At 63.8% G+C, this 20978-nt stretch carries 14 protein-coding genes and 1 riboswitch; of the genes, 9 read left to right on the top strand and 5 right to left on the bottom strand.

The features are described from left to right. Positions 1–8 precede the first annotated feature (8 nt). The 6 genes from xdhB to AT395_RS08400 all read left to right on the top strand — a co-directional run bounded on the left by xdhB (position 9) and on the right by AT395_RS08400 (position 8622). Positions 9–2357: a xanthine dehydrogenase molybdopterin binding subunit gene (gene xdhB / locus AT395_RS08425; protein WP_042112179.1), complete on the top strand. Its 2349-nt coding sequence runs from the start codon at positions 9–11 to the stop codon at positions 2355–2357. Beyond that, positions 2357–3436 carry a xanthine dehydrogenase accessory protein XdhC gene (gene xdhC / locus AT395_RS08420; RefSeq protein ID WP_042112180.1) on the top strand — a complete coding sequence of 360 codons (1080 nt, stop codon included), beginning with the start codon at positions 2357–2359 and terminating at the stop codon, positions 3434–3436. The genes xdhB and xdhC overlap by 1 nt, the downstream gene beginning before the upstream one ends. A gap of 96 nt (positions 3437–3532) precedes the next feature. Further along, positions 3533–4573: an adenosine deaminase gene (locus AT395_RS08415; RefSeq protein ID WP_042112181.1), complete on the top strand. Its 1041-nt coding sequence runs from the start codon at positions 3533–3535 to the stop codon at positions 4571–4573. A 228-nt stretch (positions 4574–4801) separates the two neighbouring features. Next, positions 4802–6226 carry an NCS2 family permease gene (locus AT395_RS08410; protein WP_224787474.1) on the top strand — a complete coding sequence of 475 codons (1425 nt, stop codon included), beginning with the start codon at positions 4802–4804 and terminating at the stop codon, positions 6224–6226. A 19-nt stretch (positions 6227–6245) separates the two neighbouring features. Next, positions 6246–7574 (top strand): guanine deaminase, encoded by a 1329-nt coding sequence (gene guaD, locus AT395_RS08405; RefSeq protein WP_048627584.1) that lies wholly within the window; start codon positions 6246–6248, stop codon positions 7572–7574. Between the two features lie 292 nt (positions 7575–7866). Beyond that, positions 7867–8054: riboswitch (yybP-ykoY riboswitch) on the top strand. A 10-nt stretch (positions 8055–8064) separates the two neighbouring features. Continuing rightward, positions 8065–8622, top strand: coding sequence for a TMEM165/GDT1 family protein (locus AT395_RS08400; protein ID WP_042117064.1), 558 nt, complete (start codon positions 8065–8067; stop codon positions 8620–8622). A 90-nt stretch (positions 8623–8712) separates the two neighbouring features. Here the strand turns inward: AT395_RS08400 and AT395_RS08395 are convergent, their stop codons facing one another. Then, on the bottom strand, positions 8713–9324 hold the full coding sequence (locus AT395_RS08395; RefSeq protein WP_048627653.1) for a DUF4136 domain-containing protein: 612 nt from the start codon (positions 9322–9324) through the stop codon (positions 8713–8715). Positions 9325–9522: 198 nt separating this feature from the next. Between AT395_RS08395 and pepN the strand changes: the two genes are divergently transcribed. Further along, positions 9523–12234, top strand: a complete 2712-nt coding sequence (gene pepN / locus AT395_RS08390) for an aminopeptidase N (RefSeq protein ID WP_048627654.1) — start codon at positions 9523–9525, stop codon at positions 12232–12234. A gap of 152 nt (positions 12235–12386) precedes the next feature. Further along, positions 12387–13013, top strand: a complete 627-nt coding sequence (locus AT395_RS08385) for an FMN-binding negative transcriptional regulator (RefSeq protein ID WP_231605977.1) — start codon at positions 12387–12389, stop codon at positions 13011–13013. Between the two features lie 101 nt (positions 13014–13114). Here AT395_RS08385 and metE read toward each other — a convergent pair whose 3' ends face one another. After that, positions 13115–15427, bottom strand: coding sequence for a 5-methyltetrahydropteroyltriglutamate--homocysteine S-methyltransferase (gene metE, locus AT395_RS08380; protein WP_048627585.1), 2313 nt, complete (start codon positions 15425–15427; stop codon positions 13115–13117). A gap of 135 nt (positions 15428–15562) precedes the next feature. On the opposite strand from metE, the gene AT395_RS08375 reads away from it, so the two are divergent. Beyond that, on the top strand, positions 15563–16486 hold the full coding sequence (locus tag AT395_RS08375) for a LysR family transcriptional regulator (protein ID WP_042112185.1): 924 nt from the start codon (positions 15563–15565) through the stop codon (positions 16484–16486). Between the two features lie 34 nt (positions 16487–16520). Here AT395_RS08375 and AT395_RS08370 read toward each other — a convergent pair whose 3' ends face one another. The 3 genes from AT395_RS08370 to AT395_RS08360 form a co-directional block, all read right to left on the bottom strand. Next, on the bottom strand, positions 16521–17114 hold the full coding sequence (locus AT395_RS08370; protein ID WP_048627656.1) for a class I SAM-dependent methyltransferase: 594 nt from the start codon (positions 17112–17114) through the stop codon (positions 16521–16523). Between the two features lie 66 nt (positions 17115–17180). After that, positions 17181–18599: an MFS transporter gene (locus AT395_RS08365; protein ID WP_237165751.1), complete on the bottom strand. Its 1419-nt coding sequence runs from the start codon at positions 18597–18599 to the stop codon at positions 17181–17183. 360 nt (positions 18600–18959) lie between these two features. Next, positions 18960–20945, bottom strand: a complete 1986-nt coding sequence (locus AT395_RS08360) for an aconitase family protein (protein WP_048627587.1) — start codon at positions 20943–20945, stop codon at positions 18960–18962. Positions 20946–20978: the final 33 nt, after the last annotated feature.

The following is a 20978-nucleotide window of genomic DNA, read 5'->3' as shown; positions in this document are numbered from 1 at the left end:
AGTTGCCCATGAACACGCAAGTTGAAGGATTCATGACGCAGACCGGTGCCACCCCGGCGGCCGGCGCCCAAGTGGGCCGCTCGCGCCCGCACGAGTCGGCCGAACTTCACGTGGCCGGCGAAGCCACCTACACCGACGACATCCCCGAACTGCAAGGCACGCTGCACTGCGCTCTCGGTGCGTCGCCCAAGGCGCACGCCCGCATTCTCTCGCTCGATCTCGACGCCGTGCGCCGCGCGCCGGGCGTGGTCGCGGTACTGACGGCCGCCGACATTCCCGGCGTGAACGATTGCGGCCCCGTCGTTCACGACGACCCGATTCTCGCCGACGGCATTGTTCAGTACATCGGTCAGCCGATGTTCGCCGTGGTGGCCGAGTCGCACGACGCGGCGCGCCGTGCCGCGCGTCTGGCCAAGGGCGAGTACGAAGACCTGCCCGCGATTCTCACGCCGCAGGCCGCCAAGGCGGCAGGCGCCGGTGTGCTTCCGCCGTACCATCTGCGCCGTGGCGACGCCGATGCCGCACTGCAAGCCTCGCCGCACCGGCTGACCGGCACATTCGAATGCAACGGGCAGGAGCAGTTCTATCTGGAAGGACAGATTTCCTACGCGATTCCCAAGGAAAACGACGGTCTTCACCTCTATTGCTCGACGCAACACCCGACCGAAATGCAGGCGCTCGTCTCGCACGCCCTTGGCTGGCACAGCCATCAGGTGCAGGTCGAATGCCGTCGCATGGGCGGGGGCTTCGGCGGCAAGGAGTCGCAATCGGGTCTGTTTGCCTGCGTGGCCGCGCTGTGCGCCACGCGACTGAAGCGTCCGGTGAAGCTGCGTCTCGATCGCGACGACGACTTCATGATGACCGGCAAGCGTCATGGCTTCTACTTCGAGTACGACATCGGCTTCGACGACGACGGCCGCATTCAGGGCGCCAAGGTCGACATGACCCTGCGCGCCGGTTTCTCGGCCGACCTGTCGGGCCCGGTCGCCACGCGTGCAATCTGCCATTTCGATAACGCCTACTTCGTGCCCGACGCCGATCTGCGTGCGCTGTGCGGCAAGACGAACACGCAGTCGAACACGGCGTTTCGCGGCTTCGGCGGCCCGCAGGGCGCGCTCATCATGGAGGTCGTGCAAGACGCCATCGCCCGCCATCTGGGCAAAGACGCTCTCGACGTGCGCCGCGCGAACTTCTACGGCAAGACCGAGCGCAACGTCACGCCTTACGGGCAAGTGGTCAAGGACAACGTCATTCACGAACTCGTTGCAGAGCTGGAACAGACGAGCGACTACCGTGCGCGACGTGAAGCGGTGAAGGCGTTCAACCGCACGAGTCCGGTACTGCGCAAGGGTCTGGCGCTCACGCCGCTCAAGTTTGGCATTTCGTTCAACGTGCAGGCCTTCAATCAGGCCGGTGCGCTGGTGCACATCTATCGAGACGGCTCGATGCTCGTGAATCACGGCGGCACGGAGATGGGGCAGGGTCTGAACACCAAGGTGGCTCAGGTCGTGGCGCACGAGTTGGGCGTTGATCTCTCGCATGTGCGCGTGACGGCGACCGACACCAGCAAGGTGGCGAACACGTCGGCCACGGCGGCCTCGACCGGCGCCGACCTGAACGGCAAGGCGGCCCAGAACGCCGCATGGCAGATTCGCCAGCGTCTGGCGGCGTTTGCCGCGCAGAAGTACGGCGGCTCGCCTGACGACGTGCGTTTCGCCAACGATGTCGTGAGCGCGAACGGCCACGACATCCCCTTCCCCGATCTGGTGGAAGCGGCTTACTGGGCGCGCGTGCAACTGTGGTCCGACGGTTTCTACGCCACGCCGGGCTTGTCCTGGGATGCCGCGACCATGAACGGCAATCCGTTCTACTACTTCGCTTACGGCGCGGCCGTCTCGGAAGTGGTGCTCGACACGCTGACCGGCGAATGGCGTTTGCTGCGCGCCGACGTGCTGCACGACGCCGGGAAGTCGATCAACCCCGCGCTGGATATCGGGCAGGTCGAAGGGGCCTTCATTCAAGGCATGGGCTGGCTGACGACGGAAGAGTTGTGGTGGAACAAGGACGGCAAGCTCATGACGCACGCCCCCTCCACGTACAAGATTCCCGGCATCAGCGATTGTCCGACGGACTTCCGCGTGGCGTTGTTCGAGAACACGAACGTCTCGGACTCGATCCATCGCTCGAAAGCCGTGGGCGAGCCGCCGCTGCTGTTGCCGTTTTCGGTGTTCAACGCCCTGCGCGATGCCGTGGCGAGCGTGAACGACTATCGCGACGAACCGGTACTCAATGCGCCGGCAACGTCCGAAGCGCTACTCATGGCGATCACCGAGTTGCGCACGCGGAGCGCCGCCTGATGCACCGCTGGGTCGATGCCGCCCACAAACTGCTGGCCCGTGGCGAGGCTGCGGTACTGGTGACGATCGCGCGCGTGGAGGGCTCCGCGCCGCGCGAGGCGGGCACCCATCTGCTCGTCACGCGCGAGCAGGTGTGGGAGACCATCGGCGGCGGGCATCTCGAATGGCGGGCGATGGATGTCGCCCGCCAGCTACTGCGTCAGTACGGACAGCAAGGCGCACGGCATGTCGAACGTTTTGCGCTTGGCCCGAGCCTTGGGCAGTGCTGCGGCGGCGCCGTCACCCTCGCCTTCGAAGTGCTCACGCTCAGCGATCTGGCCTGGGTGAGCGCGCTTCACAAGCGGCTCGCGGCAGGTGAAGCGAGTCTGCGCAGCGTTGCTTTCGGAGCCCCCGGCGCCGATGCGGTCGCAAGCTTGCAGCAAGGTGGCCCGGTCATGTTGACGGCACTCGATGCGAGCGAGCCTCTCGCCCACCCGCACACCCTGACTCGCGATGCCGACGACGCCGCCTGCTCCTTCTGGCAAGGCAGCGACGGCTGGCTCTGGCTGAGCGAGCGTCTGGCGCCCAGCGACTTCCATATCGTGCTGTTCGGTGCGGGCCACGTCGGGCAGGCCATCGTCCAAGTGCTGGCCACGCTACCGTGCCACGTCACGTGGGCCGACGAGCGCACCGAGACCTTCCCGGAAAGTGTGCCGCCGAATACGCAGGTGGAATCGACCGACACCCCCGAGGCTGTCGTGACCGAAGCGCCGCCGGGTGCGTATTTCCTCGTGATGACACATAACCACGCCCTGGATCAGCGCCTGTGCGAGGCCATCTTCAAGCGTGACGATTTCGCCTACTTCGGCCTGATCGGGTCGATGACGAAGCGACGCCAGTTCGAACACCGTCTGCGCGATCGCGGGGTGCCGCCCGAGCGTTTCGAGCAGATGATCTGCCCCATCGGTGTCGCCGGCATTACCGGCAAGGCGCCGGCGACAATCGCCATTGCCGTGGCGGCCCAGCTTTTGCGCGTGCGCGAGCAGCAGATGCGCCAAAACGCACCGGCGTCGTCGCAGAACACCGGCATCGCCATCTGACGGCGGTGCGGCGGTCGCGCGCATGGGTTCGCGCGTGACCGGCATTCGCCGGCGACGGTAGAATCCCGCCCATCCCCCCAACAACAAAACTTCGCCATGCCACTCACGCCAGAACTCGCCAGGACCCTTTGCGCCATGCCCAAGGCGGAGCTGCATTTGCATATCGAAGGTACGCTCGAGCCCGAGCTGATCTTTCAACTGGCGCAGCGAAATCACGTCACGCTGCCCTACCCGAGCGTAGAAGCCCTGCGCGACGCCTACGCCTTCACCGACCTGCAATCCTTTCTGGATATCTATTACGCAGGTGCGAGCGTATTGCTCACCGAAGACGATTTTTACGACATGACGCGCGCCTATCTGGAGCGAGCCGTCGCCGACAATATCCGTCACACCGAGATATTCTTCGATCCGCAAACGCACACGGCGCGCGGTGTATCGATGGCAACGGTAGTCAACGGCATTGAACGCGCGCTGGCCGAAGCCGAGGCGCAATACGGCATCACGAGCCGCATGATTCTCTGCTTCCTGCGTCACTTGCCGGAAGACGATGCCCTGAAAACGCTGGAAACCGCCCTGCCGTATTTCAACAGCCACGGCCACCGTCTCGTAGGCGTGGGACTCGACTCGTCGGAACAAGGGCACCCGCCGTCCAAGTTCGCACGCGTGTTCGAACGATGCCGCGATCTGGGGCTGCGCATTGTGGCGCATGCCGGTGAAGAAGGGCCACCCGCTTACATTCACGAAGCGCTGGACATGCTGCGCGTCGAGCGCGTGGATCACGGTGTGCGCGCGATCGAAGACGAAGCGCTGCTGGATCGGCTGGCCCGCGAAAAGATCGCACTCACGGTGTGCCCGTTGTCAAACGTGCGTCTCAAAGTGTTCGACGATATGGGGCAGCACACGCTGCACCAGTTGCTCAAGCGCGGGCTCGCCGTGACGATCAACTCTGACGATCCGGCCTATTTCGGCGGCTACCTGAACGAGAACTTCCTGGCAACGTTCGACGCGCTGGACATGACGCTGGAAGACGCTTACACGATGGCAAGGAACAGCTTCGAAGCGTCGTTCATCGACGACAGCGAGAAGCGCCGTCTCGTCGGGGAACTGGCGGCCTTCCGCGCAGCGCAAGCGGCATAAGTCACAGTAAGTTCCGATTTTCGCCGTCACCACAAAAAAACGAAGGCAAACCGGCGCTCCCAACACCGCCACATTAGCTCGCGATGATGTGGAACATTCCGCATGAGGAATATTTTCACCGGGGCCCGATGCTATTTTTTGAGCGTGCCTGAATAGGCGTCATACGGTGCCCCCACACCTGTGGCGTCGCGCGCACAAAACATCTTAGAACATCGGAGACAACACCCCATGGACTCATCGCTCAGCCCCCCGGCGGGTACTGCCGCGCCCGAAGCGGCTCACGACAGCACGCGCGTGGCGGGCGCGCAGCCTGTCTCGTCGCTCGACCGGTATTTCGGTATTACGGCGCTCGGCTCCACGTTTCGCACGGAAGTGATAGCCGGTATCACCACATTCCTCGCGGCGATGTACATCATCGTCGTCAACCCGGCCATTCTGTCGAAGACTGGCATGGCGTTCCCGGCGGCACTCACCGCCACGGTGCTCATCAGCTTCTTCGGCAGTTGTGCAATGGGGCTCTACGCCCGCAACCCGGTACTCGTCGCGCCGGGCATGGGACTGAACGCGCTGTTCGCCTTCACGATGGTGCACGGCGTCGGCATGCCGTGGCAAACGGCGCTGGGCTGTGTGTTCTGGTCGGGCATTCTTTTCGCGTTGCTCGCGGCGCTCAACGTGCGCCGCTTCGTCGTCGACGCCATTCCGGCCAACCTGCGCTACGCGATCTCGTGCGGCATCGGTCTGTTCATCACCGTGATCGGTCTCGTCAACGCCAAACTTGTAATCAGCGATCCGGTCACGGTCGTGCGTCTCGCGCACTTGTCGCCGCCGACCGTCACCTTCCTCATCGGACTCGCGCTCACGACCGTGCTCGTCGCGCGCCGCGTGAACGGTGCGCTGATGATCGGTATCGTTGTCACCACGCTCATGGCGATTCCCATCGGCCGTTTGTGGGGCGACGGCACGGCGTACTTCCCCAAGGAAATTGCGACCGCCACGCTGGTGAACTTCCACGGTTTCTTCGCCGCACCCGACTTCTCGGGCATCGGCCAGCTCGACCTGCTCGGTGCGCTGAAGGTAGCTTACCTGCCGTTCATCTTCGTGATGCTCTTCACGGCGTTCTTTGATACGCTCTCGACCTTCATGAGCATTGCCGAAGCCGGTAACATGAAGGATCGCGACGGCAATCCGCGCAATATGCGTCAGGCGATGATCGTCGATTCGTTCTCGGTGCTGATTTCCGGCCCGCTCGGCACGAGCCCGGCGAACGCCTATATCGAATCGGCCGCAGGCATCGCACAGGGCGGGCGCACCGGGCTGACCGCGGTGGTGTGCGCGCTGCTGTTCCTGCCGTTCCTGTTCCTGTCCCCGATGCTCTCGCTGGTGCCTGCCATCGCGACAGCCCCGGCGCTGATTCTGGTCGGTGTGTTTATGATGGAATCCGTGGCGCGCATTGAATGGCACCGCATGGACGAAGCCATCCCGAGCTTTATCGCGGTGGTGATGATTCCGATTTCGTACTCGATCACCGACGGTATCGCCTACAGCTTCCTCGCGTTTGTCGTGCTCAAGCTGTTCACCGGCCGTGTGAAAGAGATCAAGCCGGCGATGTGGATCGTCGCTGCACTGGCAGTGCTGCTGCTCACGCAAATGTAACGATAGAAGGCCCCTGCACATGTCCACCACAAGCCACGCCCTGCGCGCCATACGCGCGCAACTGGTCTACTTCACGCACGATCCCGCGCGCGCCTACCTCGATGGCGCCCCCGGCACCGTGCACCATACCGACGGTATCGTCGCCTTCGAGAACGGCCGCATCACTGCCGTCGGCGACTATGCCAGGGTCGCCCCCACACTGCCCGCCGGCACGCCCGTCGAAGACCTGCGCGACAAGCTCGTTACGCCCGGCTTCATCGACACGCACATCCACTATCCGCAAACGGATATGATCGCGTCGCCCGCACCGGGGCTGCTACCTTGGCTCGAGAAGTACACCTTCCCGACCGAGCGCCGTTTCGAGAACCCGGAGTACGCGGCCGATGTCGCCCAGTTCTTCCTCGACGAACTGCTGCGCGGCGGCACGACAAGCGCGCTCGTGTATTGCACGGTGCATCCGGGGTCGGCCGACGCTTTCTTCAAGGCCAGCGACGCGCGCGATCTGCGCATGATCGCGGGCAAAGTCATGATGGATCGCAACTGCCCGGAATTCCTGCGCGATACGGCCGAGAGCGGCGCACGCGACAGCGAAACGCTGATCCAACGCTGGCACAACAAGGGACGCCAGCTTTACGCGCTCACGCCGCGCTTCGCGCCGACGTCGACCGAAGCGCAACTTGGCGTGTGCGGCGAACTCGCCCAGCAGTATCAGGACGTGTTCATTCAGAGCCACGTCGCCGAGAACACCGACGAAGTCGAATGGGTGCGCTCCCTGTTCCCCGGCCATCGCAGCTATCTCGACGTGTACGACCACTACAAGCTGCTGCGCAAACGCGCGGTGTATGGCCACTGCATCTGGCTCGACGAGCATGACCGCCGTCGCATGTTCGAGACGGGGACCGTGGCCGCGCATTGCCCGACATCGAATCAGTTCCTGGGCAGCGGTCTGTTCGACTTCGCTGCCGCCGAGGCGACCCGCATGCCGGTCACGCTCGCGACCGACGTGGGCGGTGGTTCGACGTTCTCGATGTTGCAGACGATGAACGAGGCCCACAAGGTCGCACGTCTGTCGGGCTATCACCTTTCGGCCGAACGCATGTTTTATCTGGCGACGGAAGGCGCGGCGCACGCCCTCGATCTGCACGGCACCATCGGCACACTGGCCGCGGGCGCCGAGGCCGATTTCGTGGTGCTCGACCCGAAGGCCACACCATTGCTGGCACGCCGCACGGCGTTGGCGGAATCGCTCGAAGAACTGCTCTTCGCGTTCGCCATGCTCGGCGACGACCGCGCCATCGCCACGACCTACGCCGCAGGCAAACCGGTGCATCGACGCACGGCCCACTGACCGGGCGCCCTGATCCGCCTCGTCGGGGCGGCAAAGTGACGCATCGCTTTCGCGAGGAAATGGGCGCCGCCGCCTTGGCGCGGCGTACATTCCCCCGCGGTCGCCGACCGTGCGCAAGGGGCATGCGGTCGGGGATCTCCTTGGGCAGCCTGTCGGCTGCCCTTTTTTCACCCCCGCATGGCGACCTGCCCGCCGTTGCCTTGTGCCCTCAGCGTGCGCATTCGCGCGCGACAGAACACCGTGCACACCGCCAGCCAGCCCTTGCACGTCACCAATCCGATGCTATAATCCGCTCCGATTCATTGGGGAGTAGCCGCCCTGTCGTGCTCATCGCACGTCGACAGGGGCGTACGTCAACAGACTTGGCCGGTTCCGGCTATGGCGTGCGCAGCCTTCGGGCCTGGCGAGACCGATGACAATGCTTCCGCCAACCGGGCCGGGATGCGTTGTCATTGGCTCGCATCAACATGGCCCGGCGGAGAAAAACAAGGTGTCCCCGTTCCTCATCTCGACCGGTGTTGTCGGTCTCGCCGAAATCGGCGACAAAACCCAACTGCTTGCCCTCGTTCTCGCTGCACGCTTCAAGAAGCCCGTGCCGATCATTCTTGGCATTCTCGTCGCCACGTTGGTCAATCACGGCTTCGCCGGCGCGCTCGGCGAATGGCTATCCACGGCCATCAGTCCGGCAATCATGAAGTGGGCCATCGTCGCCTCGTTCATCGGCATGGCAATCTGGATTCTGATTCCCGACAAGGTCGACGACGAAGACGCCACCACGAAGCGCCAACTCGGCGTGTTCGCCTCCACGGTCGTCACGTTCTTTATCGCCGAAATGGGCGACAAGACACAAATCGCCACGGTGATGCTCGCCGCGCGCTATCAGGACTTCTTTGGCGTGGTGGCCGGCACTACGCTCGGCATGATGCTCGCCAATGTGCCGGCCGTACTCGTAGGCCATAAATTCGCCGGCCGCCTGCCAACGAAAGCCGTGCATACGGTTGCCGCCATCATCTTCGCCATCCTCGGCATCGTCACGCTGATGCAGTAAACGAAAAACGCCGGAGCGAAGCGCGCGTCCCGATGACGCGCCGCCTTCCTCCGGCGAGGTTCTGCTGCCTGCCGCGACTTGCCCGGCGCCCTATTGTCCGACCTTCTGCTGCACGTTGACCGTGCGCCCGCTCGGGAACGGCAACTGCTTGAGCGCGGCGTCGATCAGGAACGGCATGGCCGAGGCGAGCGACGTGCCGGCATCACTGGTATTGGCCTGCACACGGTACACCTCCTTGCCGCTCGCGCGATCCGTGAAGCGCAACTGCAAGCCGGCGAGCCCATACGGGTAATCGCGCTCGACATAAGCCGGCGGCGGTCCGTACGGATAGCCATACCACCCCCACGGGCGTCCCCACGGCCCCCAGGGGCCCGGCGCAAACATCGGATCGTACGCCGGCTCCGCCACACGCATCACCTGCTGGGTGATGCCGTAGCTCATGCCGATCAGATAGTGCGCGCTCGACGGGCTCTGCTCGCTGAAACCGTCTCCGGCCAGCCGCGTGCGCAGCCACTGCTCATAAGTCGCGTGTTCCTGATTATTCTGCTGCTCGGCGGTGCGCGTGAGCGCATAAGTGCGTGGGCCTTCAAAACCCGGCGAATCGCCGAACGCGGTCACCTGACTCGTGACCGTGCTGGCACACCCTGCCAGCAAGACGCTGGCGACGGCCAACGTCGCCATTGCCCATCGTTTCCACATCATTGACTACTCCAGAGAAAGGCCCGGCGCGCCCAAGCGCGCCGCCTGCACCGATTTAAGCATAGGACGACGCATCGCGCACATCCGAGACATTTGACGGCCGCGTTGAGGCAAAAATTCAGCAAATTTCTCGCTTCGACGCGGAGGAGCCGCCACTCCGTTACAATTTAGAGATCCTTGGCCGTCCGCAAAACACCGTCCATGCTCAGAACCGACCTCGCAGGTGTCATCCAACGCTCCGACTATACGCCCCCGGCGTATCTGATCGACACCGTCCAACTCGACTTCGACCTCGCCCCCGACGTCACCACCGTCACCAGCCGGCTGCGCGTACACCGCAACCCTGCCGGCGCCGGCGGCGACCTCGAACTGGTGGGTCAGAGTCTGCAACTGGTGAGCCTCGAACTCGACGGCAAACCCTGGGCCGGATACCGCACGGGCGAAGAAACGCTCACCGTTGAAGCCCCGCCCGAAGCGTTCGAACTCACGCTCGTCACGCGCTGCCGTCCGCAGGAGAACACGTCGCTCATGGGGCTATACGTCTCGGGGGGCAACTTCTTCACGCAGTGCGAGGCCGAGGGCTTTCGCAAGATCACCTACTTCCTCGACCGTCCGGATGTGATGGCCACTTACACCGTTACGCTGCGCGCCGACCGCGAAGCGTATCCGGTGCTGCTGGCCAATGGCAACCTGATCGACAAGGGCGACCTGCCCGATGGCCGTCACTTCGCCATCTGGGACGACCCGTTCAAGAAGCCCAGCTACCTGTTCGCGCTGGTCGCCGGACGTCTCGTTTGCCGTGAGGAACGCCTGGTCGCCGGCGATGGCCGCGAGAAGCTCCTTCAAGTCTGGGTACAGCCGCAGGATCTGGACAAGACCGAACACGCCATGCACTCGCTGATCAACTCGATCCGTTGGGACGAGGAGCGCTTCGGACGCGTACTCGATCTCGACCGCTTCATGATCGTGGCGGTGAGCGACTTCAACATGGGCGCGATGGAGAACAAGGGCCTGAACATCTTCAACACGAAGTATGTGCTGGCCGATGCCGCCACCGCGACCGACGACGATTTCGGCAACATCGAAGCCGTGGTGGGCCACGAATACTTCCACAACTGGACAGGCAATCGCGTGACCTGCCGCGACTGGTTCCAGTTGAGCCTGAAGGAAGGCCTGACGGTGTTCCGGGATCAGGAATTCTCTGCCGACATGATGGGCTCCGAGTCGGGCCGCGCGGTCAAGCGCATCGACGACGTGCGCGTGCTGCGTCAGGCACAGTTCCCCGAAGATGCCGGCCCGATGGCGCATCCGGTGCGCCCGGAGAGTTACGTCGAGATCAACAATTTCTACACGGTCACCGTCTACGAGAAAGGCGCCGAAGTCGTGCGCATGTATCAGACGCTGCTCGGGCGCGACGGTTTCCGCCGCGGCATGGACCTGTACTTCGAGCGCCACGACGGGCAGGCAGTCACGTGCGATGACTTCCGCGCCGCCATGGCCGACGCCAACCATCGCGACCTGACGCAATTCGGCCGTTGGTACAGCCAGGCCGGCACGCCGCGCGTGACGGTCGACGCCGCCTACGACGAAGCCGCGCGCACCTACACCCTCACGCTCACGCAGCGCTGCCCGAAGGTCGGCGTCGAGTTGCAAGACGACACGCTCGTCAAACAGCCGTTCCATATTCCGTTCGCTGTCGGTCTGCTCGGTCAGGACGGCCGCGATCTCGCCCTGCGTCTGGCGGGCGAAGGCAGCGAGGTGCCCGCCACCACCACGCGGGTGCTCGACTTCACGCAGGAGCGCCAGAGCTTCACATTCGTGGATGTGCCGCATAACCCGATGCCGTCGCTGCTGCGCGGTTTCTCGGCTCCGGTGATCGTCGAGCACGAATACACCATCGACGAACTCGCGTTCCTGATGGCGCACGACAGCGATCCGTTCAACCGTTGGGAAGCCGGTCAGCGTCTGGCCACGCGCCAGTTGCTGGCGCTCGTCGAGTCCATTCAGATGGGCCAGTTGCCCAGCGTCGACAGCTACGTGCTCGAAGCCTTCCGGCAAGTGCTGCGCGATGAAACACTCGACCCGGCGTTCCGCGCACAGGCGCTCACGCTGCCGGCCGAGTCGTATCTCGGCGAGCAGATGACCGAGATTGATCCGGCGGCAATTCATGCGGCGCGTCAGTATCTGCGTCAGCGTCTGGCGGCCTCGCTGCACACCGAGTGGCTCGCGGCGTATCACAACCATCGCGTGCCGGGTCCGTATCGTCCCGATGCCGCCTCCGCAGGCGAGCGTGCCCTGAAGAACCTCGCGCTGTCGTACCTGATGGAACTGTCCGACGCCGGTGTGGCCCAAACCGCCCGCACGCAATACGACACGGCCGACAACATGACGGATCGTTTCGCCGCGCTCACCGCGCTCGTGCAACGCGGCGGGGCCGCGCGCGAGGGCGACGCCGCGCACGGACAGAACCATGCCGCCGAAGCGCTGGAAGACTTCTATCAACGCTTCGAGCACGAGCCGTTAGCCATCGACAAATGGTTTGCGCTGCAAGCCATGCAACGCGGCGACGGCAGCCATTGTGTGATCGACGCAGTGCGGGCGCTCATGCGCCATCCGGCCTTCACGCTGAAGAACCCGAACCGGGCGCGTTCGCTGATTTTCAGCTTCTGCGCAGGCAATCCCGCCCAGTTCCACGCGGCAGACGGTTCCGGCTACCAGTTCTGGGCGGAACAGGTACTCGCGCTCGACGCCCTCAACCCGCAAGTAGCGGCGCGTCTGGCACGGGTGCTCGACCGCTGGCGCAAGTACACGCCATCGCTGCGCGAGCACATGCACAAAGCACTGCAAGCTGTCGCGGACCACAAGGCCCTGTCGAAGGACGTTCGCGAGATCGTCGAAAAGGCGCTCGCCTGAGGGATCTTTCGCCGACCGGGGAACACCGGGAAAGACAAGACGCCGCCGATACGCCAAGGTATCGGCGGCGTTTTTCAAACGTGCGGAAATACCGCTGAGCGTCCTTGGGACTGATTGTGGGAGTGTTTGTGTACGTACCGAAATACCATGCGATGCCAGATCGTCTCGACGCGCTGTCACTCATAGATGCCCATCCATTGGGGGCGTGGGTCACTATGACCGACGATGGGTTTGTCGCCAACCACATTCCCTTTGTGCTGGACAGGTCTCGGGGGGAATTCGGAACGCTTCTTGGACATGTCTCGCGCGCCAATCGCGTGTGGGAGCAACTCTCGGCATCGGCCGAGTCCATGGTGATATTCCAGGGCCCACAGTCCTATATCACGCCGGAGTGGTATCCCAGCAAACAGAAAGACGGCAAGGTGGTTCCGACTTGGAACTACAGCGTTGCGCACGCGCACGGTGTGGCCAGAGCCGTCGATGACCGGGACTGGTTGTATCAGTTGCTGGCGCGGCTTACCGCAGTCAATGAATCTTCGCGAGCTTCGCCCTGGAAACTCACGGATGCCCCTTCGGACTACATCGACAAAATGATCCGGGGCGTGGTCGGCATTGAAATTCCGATTGTCCGGCTTGTCGGGAAGTTGAAGGTCAGTCAGGATGAATCCATGCAGGATCGGATGGGAACCGTCACGGGGTTGATGGCAGAAGAAGGCGAAGATGCCGTCAGAATGGCCTCGCTGGTAAAGCTGGCGATAGATCGGCACGATAAGACTTGAGTGCCGGAAGCCATTCCCGGCACGGCGACTTCCCCCTCTTCGGCCAGGCTCCGGGCATTTTTCATTGGCGCGATGAGCGCGACGCCTGACGCACGCGAGCGTCAGGCCGCCTGAGCCTGCCCCTGCACGCGAGCCCCCATGAGCCGCTCACGCACGGCTTTGGCGGCGGCGACCATGTGGGGCAGCGCACCGTCGACCTGAGCCCAGTCGCGTGTCTTCAATCCGCAGTCCGGATTGATCCACAGGCGATCGGCCGGAATGCGCGCGAGCGCAGCCTCGATCAGACGCTCCATCTCTGCCTGCGAAGGCACGCGCGGCGAGTGAATGTCGTAGACCCCCGGACCGATCTCGTTTGGATATTCAAACGCCTCGAAAGCGTCCAGCAGTTCCATATCGGACCGCGTGGTCTCGATGGAGATCACGTCGGCGTCGAGCGCAGCAATCGAGGGCAGAATGTCGTGGAACTCCGAATAGCACATGTGCGTGTGGATCTGCGTGTCGTCGGCCACGCCTGACGAGCACACACGGAACGCACGCACCGCCCAGCCGAGATACGACGGCCAGTCGCGTTCACGCAGCGGCAGTCCCTCGCGCAGCGCCGGCTCATCGATCTGAATCACACGCACCCCCGCCTTTTCCAGCGCAGCCACTTCCTCGCGCAACGCCAGCGCGATCTGCAATGCCGTGAGCTCCCGCGGTTGGTCGTCGCGCACGAACGACCATTGCAACATCGTCACCGGGCCGGTCAGCATCCCCTTGACTGGCTTGGCGGTCAGTTGCTGTGCATAGGCGCTCCACGTGACGGTCATCGGCTCGGGCAGGTACACGTCGCCGTAGATCACCGGCGGCTTCACGCAACGCGAGCCATAGCTCTGCACCCAACCATGCTCGGTAATCATGAAGCCCCAGAGCAGATCGCCGAAGTACTCGACCATGTCGTTGCGCTCTGCCTCGCCATGCACGAGTACGTCGAGCCCATAGGCTTCCTGCTTCTCAATGGCCAGACGAATCTGTGCGCGCATCGTCTCCAGATAGTCCAGATGCGATATGGCACGGCGCTTGAAGTCGGCGCGCGCCGCACGAATGGCCGCCGTCTGCGGGAACGACCCGATGGTCGTGGTCGGCAGTGCTGGCAACTTGAGCCATGCGCGCTGCGCGCGGGCGCGGGCCGGATAGTCGGACGCGCGGCGTGCGTCGGCCTCGGTCAGCGCCGCCAGTCGCTTCTGCACCACGCTGTTGTGAATGCGCGGCGACGTGCGACGCGCAGCTTGCGCGGTGGCATCGGCAACGAAAGCGGCACGCACGTCCGCGGTGGCGAATTGAGCCGCGTCGAGCGAGCGGCACAGCAATGCCACTTCGTCCAGTTTCTGCCTGGCAAACGCGAGCCAGTTCCGCACTTCCTTATCCAGGCGTGCCTCGCTCGCGAGATCGACCGGGCAGTGCATGAGCGAGCAACTCGACGCCACCCATAGCCGGTCTCCGAGCGTTTCCGCCAGCGGTACGAGTCGTGCGCGAGCGTGCGTGAGATCGCAGCGCCAGACGTTTCGTCCTTCGACCACTCCGGCAGACAGCACCTTGTCTTGCGGCCATTGTGCGGCGAACGCTTCGAGTTGCTTCGGTGCCCGCACCCCGTCGACATGCACGCCGGAGACGGGCAATGCCGCCAACAGCGCCACATGCTCGCTGACGTCGCCGAAATACGTGGCAAGCAGCAACGATGGCGCGACCGGCGCGAGACGTCGATATACCGGCGCAAAGGCGTCGCGCCACAGCGCTGGCAGGTCGAGCGCGAGAATCGGCTCGTCGATCTGCGCCCACGTCACGCCTAACGCCTTCAGGCGCGACAGCACGCGCTCGTATTGCACGAGCAATTCAGGCAGCAATGAGAGACGGTCTGCAAGACCACCCTTCTCCTTGCCGAGATACAGCAGCGAGAGCGGCCCGAGCAACACTGGTTTGACGTTTTCGCCTTCGGCCAACGCCTCCGCCACTTCTTCGAACAACCACTCCGTGCCCCGGCCGAAGCGCGTCTGTGGCGAATATTCCGGCACGAGGTAGTGGTAGTTGGTATCGAACCACTTTGTCATTTCCATCGCGCTTTGCCGGGCAGTACCGCGCGCGGCAGCGAAGTAGTCCGCCAGCGTGAGGGCTGCGGGCGCCGCGCCGAAGCGCTCCGGCAGCCCGCCCACGAGCGCCAGCGTGGACAGGACCTGATCGTACCAATGGAAGTCACCAACGGTGATCCAGTCGAGTCCCGCCTCGCGCTGCGCACGGCGATTTGCCTCGCGGATGCTCCGGCCGGTGTCCTGCAATGCCTGAACGGTCATTTCGCCGCGCCAGAAGGCCTCGACGGCGAATTTGAGTTCACGTTGTGCGCCAATGCGCGGCAATCCAAGTACGTGGGCCTGAGCCATGAGCGTTGTCCTTCCGGGAGCTTGCGTTGCTGCAATGGGGTTGTCTGCGGACGATGTCCGCCCAGGCTGGCAGTATCCCGGTCACGCGTGTATTATTCAAACGAAAGTTTTTGCCATTTATTATTAATAATATTCATGCAACGAACGCCCATCGAACTTCGCCATCTGCAGACGCTGCTCGCCCTGCGCGACACGGGCAGCGTCTCGCGCGCGGCGTTGTGGCTGCATTTGACGCAGTCTGCACTCTCGCATCAGATCAAGGCGCTGGAGGACTTTTATGGCTTGCCGCTGTTCGTGCGCAAGTCGTCGCCGCTGGTCTTCACGCCGGCTGGCAAGCGACTGCTTGCGTTGGCCGAGGAAGTCGTGCCGGCGGTCGACGAAGCGGGGCGCGATCTCGTGCGGCTTGCGCAAGGCACGCAGGGTACGCTGCGCATCGCCGTCGAGTGCCATACCTGTTTCGACTGGCTGATGCCGGCGATGGACGCCTTTCGCATTCGCTGGCCGGAAGTCGAACTCGATATCGTGTCGGGCTTTCACGCCGATCCCATCGGGCTGTTGCATCAGGATCGCGCCGATCTGGCAATCATTTCCGAGCATGAAGAAGGTGAGGCGGTCGACTTTCATCCGCTATTCCGCTTCCAGATGATGGCGCTCATGGCGAACGACCATCCGCTCGCGGGCAAGTCGCATCTCAACGCCGAAGACTTCCGCGACGAGACCCTCATCACCTACCCCGTGCCAGACGATATGCTGGACATCGTGCGTCAGGTGTTGCGGCCTGCGGGGATCGAGCCGACGCGTCGCACCACCGAGCTGACGGTGGCGATTCTGCAACTGGTCGCAAGCCGGCGCGGGCTCGCAGCGCTGCCGCTATGGGCCGTCACGGGCTATCTGGAGCGACGCTATGTGAGCGCGCGGCCGATCACGCCGCAGGGGCTGACCGCCGAACTCTGGGCGGCCACGTTGCCCGCCATCACGGCGCGTCCGTACATCGGCGAATTCGTCTCGCTCATGCGTGAAACGAGTCTGCTCACGCTGCCCGAAATCGAATTGCTCTGACGCGGTAAAGCGCGCTTGATGGCTGTGCCCGGCGTCACGCCGGGCGTCGCACGATCAGACGGCAGATGCGTTTGCCGGAGCTGGCACTCGTCACGTCCTCCTCGTGCAGCACCACGCCGTCGTGAAGTGCCGCGCGCACGACCTCGGGAGAGAAAGCGCTGTAGAGCCGCCCGTCCTCATGGCGAAGATCCTCGCCCTCGGTGACACGCCACGACACATACAGCACGCCGCCCGGGCGCACGAGAGTCCAGAGGCGATCGGCGGCTTGCGGCACGTCGTCAGCCGGCAAATGCATCAGGACAGTCTCGCAAACCACGCTGTCGAACTGCGCCGTCACGTTCTCAAGCCGCGGGAGACTGCCAACGTCGAACTTCACCGATGGGAACGCTTGACGCGCCAGTTCGACGAGTGCCGGCGAATTGTCGTAGCCGACCACATCGAACCCCTGCCGGGCAAGCCACGCGGCGTCGCGTCCGTTGCCGCAGCCCACGTCGATCGTCTGCCCGCCGGGAACGAAATAACGCATCAACAGTGCGTACATGTCGTCGGGGGGCGGCTGGTTGAGCCAGTCTTCGCTGTAACGAACGGCATTGGCCTCGTAAGCCGCTTCGGTTTGCAGGTCCGCCATGATCGGAGTCTCCGGAAAAATGCGGGAATGACCGCGCCGGCGCGCGGCCATGGATCCAATGTTGCCCTACTGCGAGATCTTCTCCAACGCGATGTCGCGCGTGCGCGGACCCATCAGCCCGATGGCGAGCATGACGACAAGCATGGCGCACGAGATGAACACAAACACGCCGGTCACGCCGAAATTGCGCAGCACGGACGCGATCAGAAACGCGGTAAAGATCGCCGAGAAGCGGCTCCACGAATAGACGAAACCGACGGCGCGCGCCCGGATGCCCGTGGGGAACAATTCCGTCTGATATGCGTGATAGCTGTACGACATGATGTTGTTCGCGAGCGTGAGCCCGATCCCCATGGCGATCAGCAGGAACGACGACGTGACCTGCGAGAACACCAGACCGCACACGATACCGATACCGGCGGTCCATACAATGGCGTGCTTGCGCTCGACCTTGTCGGCCATCCACAAACCGATCAGCGGCCCGACCGGGGCGGCGAGCGCGATCACGCTGGAGTATCCGAGACTCGTCGTCACGGTAACCCCCTGCTTGATGAGCAGCGTCGGCACCCAGTTGGCGAAACCGTAGAAGCCGACTGTCTGGAAAATGTTGAACAAAATCATCATGATCGCGCGCTTGCGATACGGCGGCACCCACATGTCGCGAAACGCGCCCTTGGGCACCACCGGCGCCGGCTCGCCCGGCGGCGGCAGCGGTTTTCCGTATTCGCGAGCGACCTTCGCTTCCAGTTCGGACAGCACACGATCTGCCTCGTCCAGCCGCCCTTTCTGCGCGAGCCAGCGCGGGCTTTCCGGCAGGGCGCGGCGAATCCACCAAACGAACACCGCGCCGTGCGCGCCGATCAGCACCACCCAGCGCCAGCCCTCCAGACCGAGGAACTCGCGTGGCACGAGCCAGTAGGCAAGCAGCGCGACGACCGGCACAGCGGTGAAGCCGACCGCCTGTTCGCAGGCGAATGCCCGGCCGCGAATCTGCTTGGGCACGAGTTCGGCAATGTAAGTACCGATCGTCACCAGTTCCACGCCGATACCCAGCCCCACGACGAAGCGCCAGAAGTTCACGCCCGTGGCCGTCTCCTGAAACGCCATGATGACGTTCGCCACCGTGTACCAGAGCAACGAACCGGTGAACACGGCACGACGGCCGAACCGGTCGGCGAGAAAGCCGCACGCAATGGTGCCGATGAACAACCCGGCGAACAGCGCGGCAATGAAGCTCGCCACGCCGGTCGTGCCGAACAGGCCCGGGGTGGTCGGCGTCAGAATCCCGCTTTTCACCAGCCCTGGCGCGATATAGCCGGTGTAGAGCAGATCGTAAAGTTCGAAGAAGAAACCGAGACTGAGCAGCACCACCAGTTTCCAGACAGTGCGAGTGGGAGGCAGTCGGTCGAGGCGGGCGGAAATGTCGCCAGCGCTCAGGCGGGTTGCCGCAGCGCGGGCTTGAGCGGCCTGACTTGGGGAAGGCATGGAAGGCATTGAAACGTCGGGGGATGGCATGGAAATCGTCTCCGGGCCCGTTCGGTCATGGCCGAACTGCTCATTTGCCGACGTCTCTCGAACCCCCTACCGTGCATTGGCGATGCCTTTGCCAGCGGTGGCCCGGTACGTCGGATACACCATGAATCGACAGGCACGAGGCCGAAATTGTGCCACGAATGACCACGTGCCTGTCACCTTTGCCACGCACTACGAAAAATTGCGATATTCATCAACAGCGGCATGGCCCTGCTGCGAACCGTGCCGGACACAGCACATCGCCCCCGAATCGCGCACACTCGTCAGCATTGCTTGCCGCCCATTTTTCGACAGCCCCAGTGTGCGCACGACCTAAGACGCCGCGGGCACCACCGAGGCTTTCAACGCCTCGAAGCTGATGATGTGTCCCGCCAACGCGCTCGCGGCCACCGTATAAGGACTCGCCAGCCACACACTGCCCGGCCCGGAACGCCCGGGGAAGTTGCGATTAATGGCGCTGATCGTGACCTGCCCGGCCGATGTCGATTGTCCCGGCCCACAGTTCGCACACGCGCCGCAGCCCGGCATGACGAGCGTTACGCCGGCCGCCTCGAACGTGTCGAGATACCCCTGTGCTTCGCAGTAGGCGCGCACGTCCATCGTGCCGAACTGCAAAAACAACGAGCGGCCCTGCGCCACGCGAAGCCCATAGGCAACGCCCCAGGCAAGCACCTCGTGATACGCGTCGAAATCGTCGCGCTTGCCTGCGGTACACGAGCCGCCGTAGGCGATATCGATGGCGACGGGAGACGTCAGATCCGAGAGCACCACACCGTTGCCCGGGTCTCCGGGACGCGCGAGCATCGGGGGCAGCGATGCGGCATCGATACGGATCACGTCGCAATAATGGGCACCGGCGTCGCTCTTCATCCACGGCTCGATGACGAAGTCGACTCCCCGGCGCGCTTTCAGGAAAGCCACCGTTTTTTCGTCCGGCGCCACGATACCTGTGAAGCCGCCCAGTTCGGCGACCATATTGGTGAGCGTGGCACGTTCGTCGACCGACATTGCCTGCACCGCACTGCCCGCATATTCGAAGACAAGGCCAATGGCGTCGCCACGGCGGATCGCGTCGAGCCGCAGCAAATGCAGCACGACGTCCTTGGCCGTCACGCCGGGCGCCAGCACGCCGTCGATCTCGATGCGCAGCGTCTGCGGCACCTTGCAGCGAACGTAGCCGGTCACCCAACTGTTCGCGATGTCGGTCGCGCCAGCCCCGAACGCCAGACAGCCTAGCGCGCCCGCGTGAGGCGTGTGCGAGTCGGTGCCGATCACGATCTGCCCCGGCAACGCGTAGCGCTCGGCCATGAGCGCGTGGCAGATGCCGTCGGCGCCCTCTGCGCTGCCGTCACCCTCGCGGCCCTTTCTGCCCTTGACCGGTAGTTCACCGTGGGCAAGCACCGGATAACGCGACACGAAATCGCGATGCCCGCTCGTCAGACTGGCCACGCCGGGCAATAACCCCTGCGTCACGTGCGGGTAGCTTTGCGCGGCCAACACCAGATGATCCTGAAACGCGATGATGCGGGCCGGATCATGCAGCGCAGCCGGCTCGCCAAACGCGCGATGCATCAGATGCGCACACATGCCCGTGAAGTAATCGTGCGAGAAGCGCCAGTCGACGCGCACAAACACGCCGTCGCCGTGTTCGAGGCCGGGGGTAGCCGGGTGCAAACGCCGCGCCATGATCTTCTCGACGAGCGTGCGCGGCGGCGCGTGAGGTGTGTCGGCATGCGCGACGGGCGCGGGCCATTCCGCGAATTTGCTGAACGCCAGCAGGCCGCCGCTGCGGATGATCTGCTGCGTGAGCGCGTCGCGTCCCTTGAGGAATTCGGTGATTGGAATGGCTTCGCCGGCCTGAATGCGCTCGAGCACACCGAAGTCGGTGGTCGTCAGAATGCCGATGTTGTCGCAGTTCTGTTGATAGATGCGCTCGAAACTCTCCGCGACGATCAGCCGGATACCTGCCGAGAGTTCCGCCAGCGGGCTCGATTCGCGCGACGACCCTTTGCCGTAGCGCTTGCCCGCGACCGTGATCTGAAAGCCGCCCCGGCGCACATCATGCTCGCCGATGGGCGTTTCGTTTCCCGCTTTGAAACCGACGTAGGGATAGCGTCCGAGCCGCTCGTCGTAGGTCAGCATGACGGTGACCGGCGTGATCTCGTCAGTCGAAACGTTATCGCGCAACGCGCCGGCCTCGGCGCGGGTCACGGACTCGCCAGCCAACTGCCGGCGCACGATGGCCGGGTCAGCGGACAGGAACAGCATGCGGCCGTCGAAACGAATGGTGTCTTCCATGCGAGGGAACCTCCTCGCGAAGAGGATAGCTCC

The sequence above is a fragment of the Pandoraea apista genome, from assembly GCF_001465595.2.
GTDB classification, from domain to species: domain Bacteria; phylum Pseudomonadota; class Gammaproteobacteria; order Burkholderiales; family Burkholderiaceae; genus Pandoraea; species Pandoraea apista.
The sequence above is the reverse complement of the archived record's forward strand: the minus strand, read 5'-3'. Positions and strand labels throughout refer to the sequence as shown.

What these genes read in the sequence shown, in the direction of transcription:
- AT395_RS08365 (WP_237165751.1), bottom strand. Translation starts at nt 18,599, where the DNA reads ATGCCTTCCCCAAGTCAGGCCGCTCAAGCCCGCGCTGCGGCAACCCGC.
- metE (WP_048627585.1), bottom strand. Translation starts at nt 15,427, where the DNA reads ATGGCTCAGGCCCACGTACTTGGATTGCCGCGCATTGGCGCACAACGT.
- AT395_RS08385 (WP_231605977.1), top strand. Translation starts at nt 12,387, where the DNA reads ATGCCAGATCGTCTCGACGCGCTGTCACTCATAGATGCCCATCCATTG.
- AT395_RS08370 (WP_048627656.1), bottom strand. Translation starts at nt 17,114, where the DNA reads ATGGCGGACCTGCAAACCGAAGCGGCTTACGAGGCCAATGCCGTTCGT.
- AT395_RS08410 (WP_224787474.1), top strand. Translation starts at nt 4,802, where the DNA reads ATGGACTCATCGCTCAGCCCCCCGGCGGGTACTGCCGCGCCCGAAGCG.
- xdhB (WP_042112179.1), top strand. Translation starts at nt 9, where the DNA reads ATGAACACGCAAGTTGAAGGATTCATGACGCAGACCGGTGCCACCCCG.
- xdhC (WP_042112180.1), top strand. Translation starts at nt 2,357, where the DNA reads ATGCACCGCTGGGTCGATGCCGCCCACAAACTGCTGGCCCGTGGCGAG.
- AT395_RS08415 (WP_042112181.1), top strand. Translation starts at nt 3,533, where the DNA reads ATGCCACTCACGCCAGAACTCGCCAGGACCCTTTGCGCCATGCCCAAG.
- guaD (WP_048627584.1), top strand. Translation starts at nt 6,246, where the DNA reads ATGTCCACCACAAGCCACGCCCTGCGCGCCATACGCGCGCAACTGGTC.
- AT395_RS08375 (WP_042112185.1), top strand. Translation starts at nt 15,563, where the DNA reads ATGCAACGAACGCCCATCGAACTTCGCCATCTGCAGACGCTGCTCGCC.
- AT395_RS08395 (WP_048627653.1), bottom strand. Translation starts at nt 9,324, where the DNA reads ATGATGTGGAAACGATGGGCAATGGCGACGTTGGCCGTCGCCAGCGTC.
- AT395_RS08360 (WP_048627587.1), bottom strand. Translation starts at nt 20,945, where the DNA reads ATGGAAGACACCATTCGTTTCGACGGCCGCATGCTGTTCCTGTCCGCT.
- pepN (WP_048627654.1), top strand. Translation starts at nt 9,523, where the DNA reads ATGCTCAGAACCGACCTCGCAGGTGTCATCCAACGCTCCGACTATACG.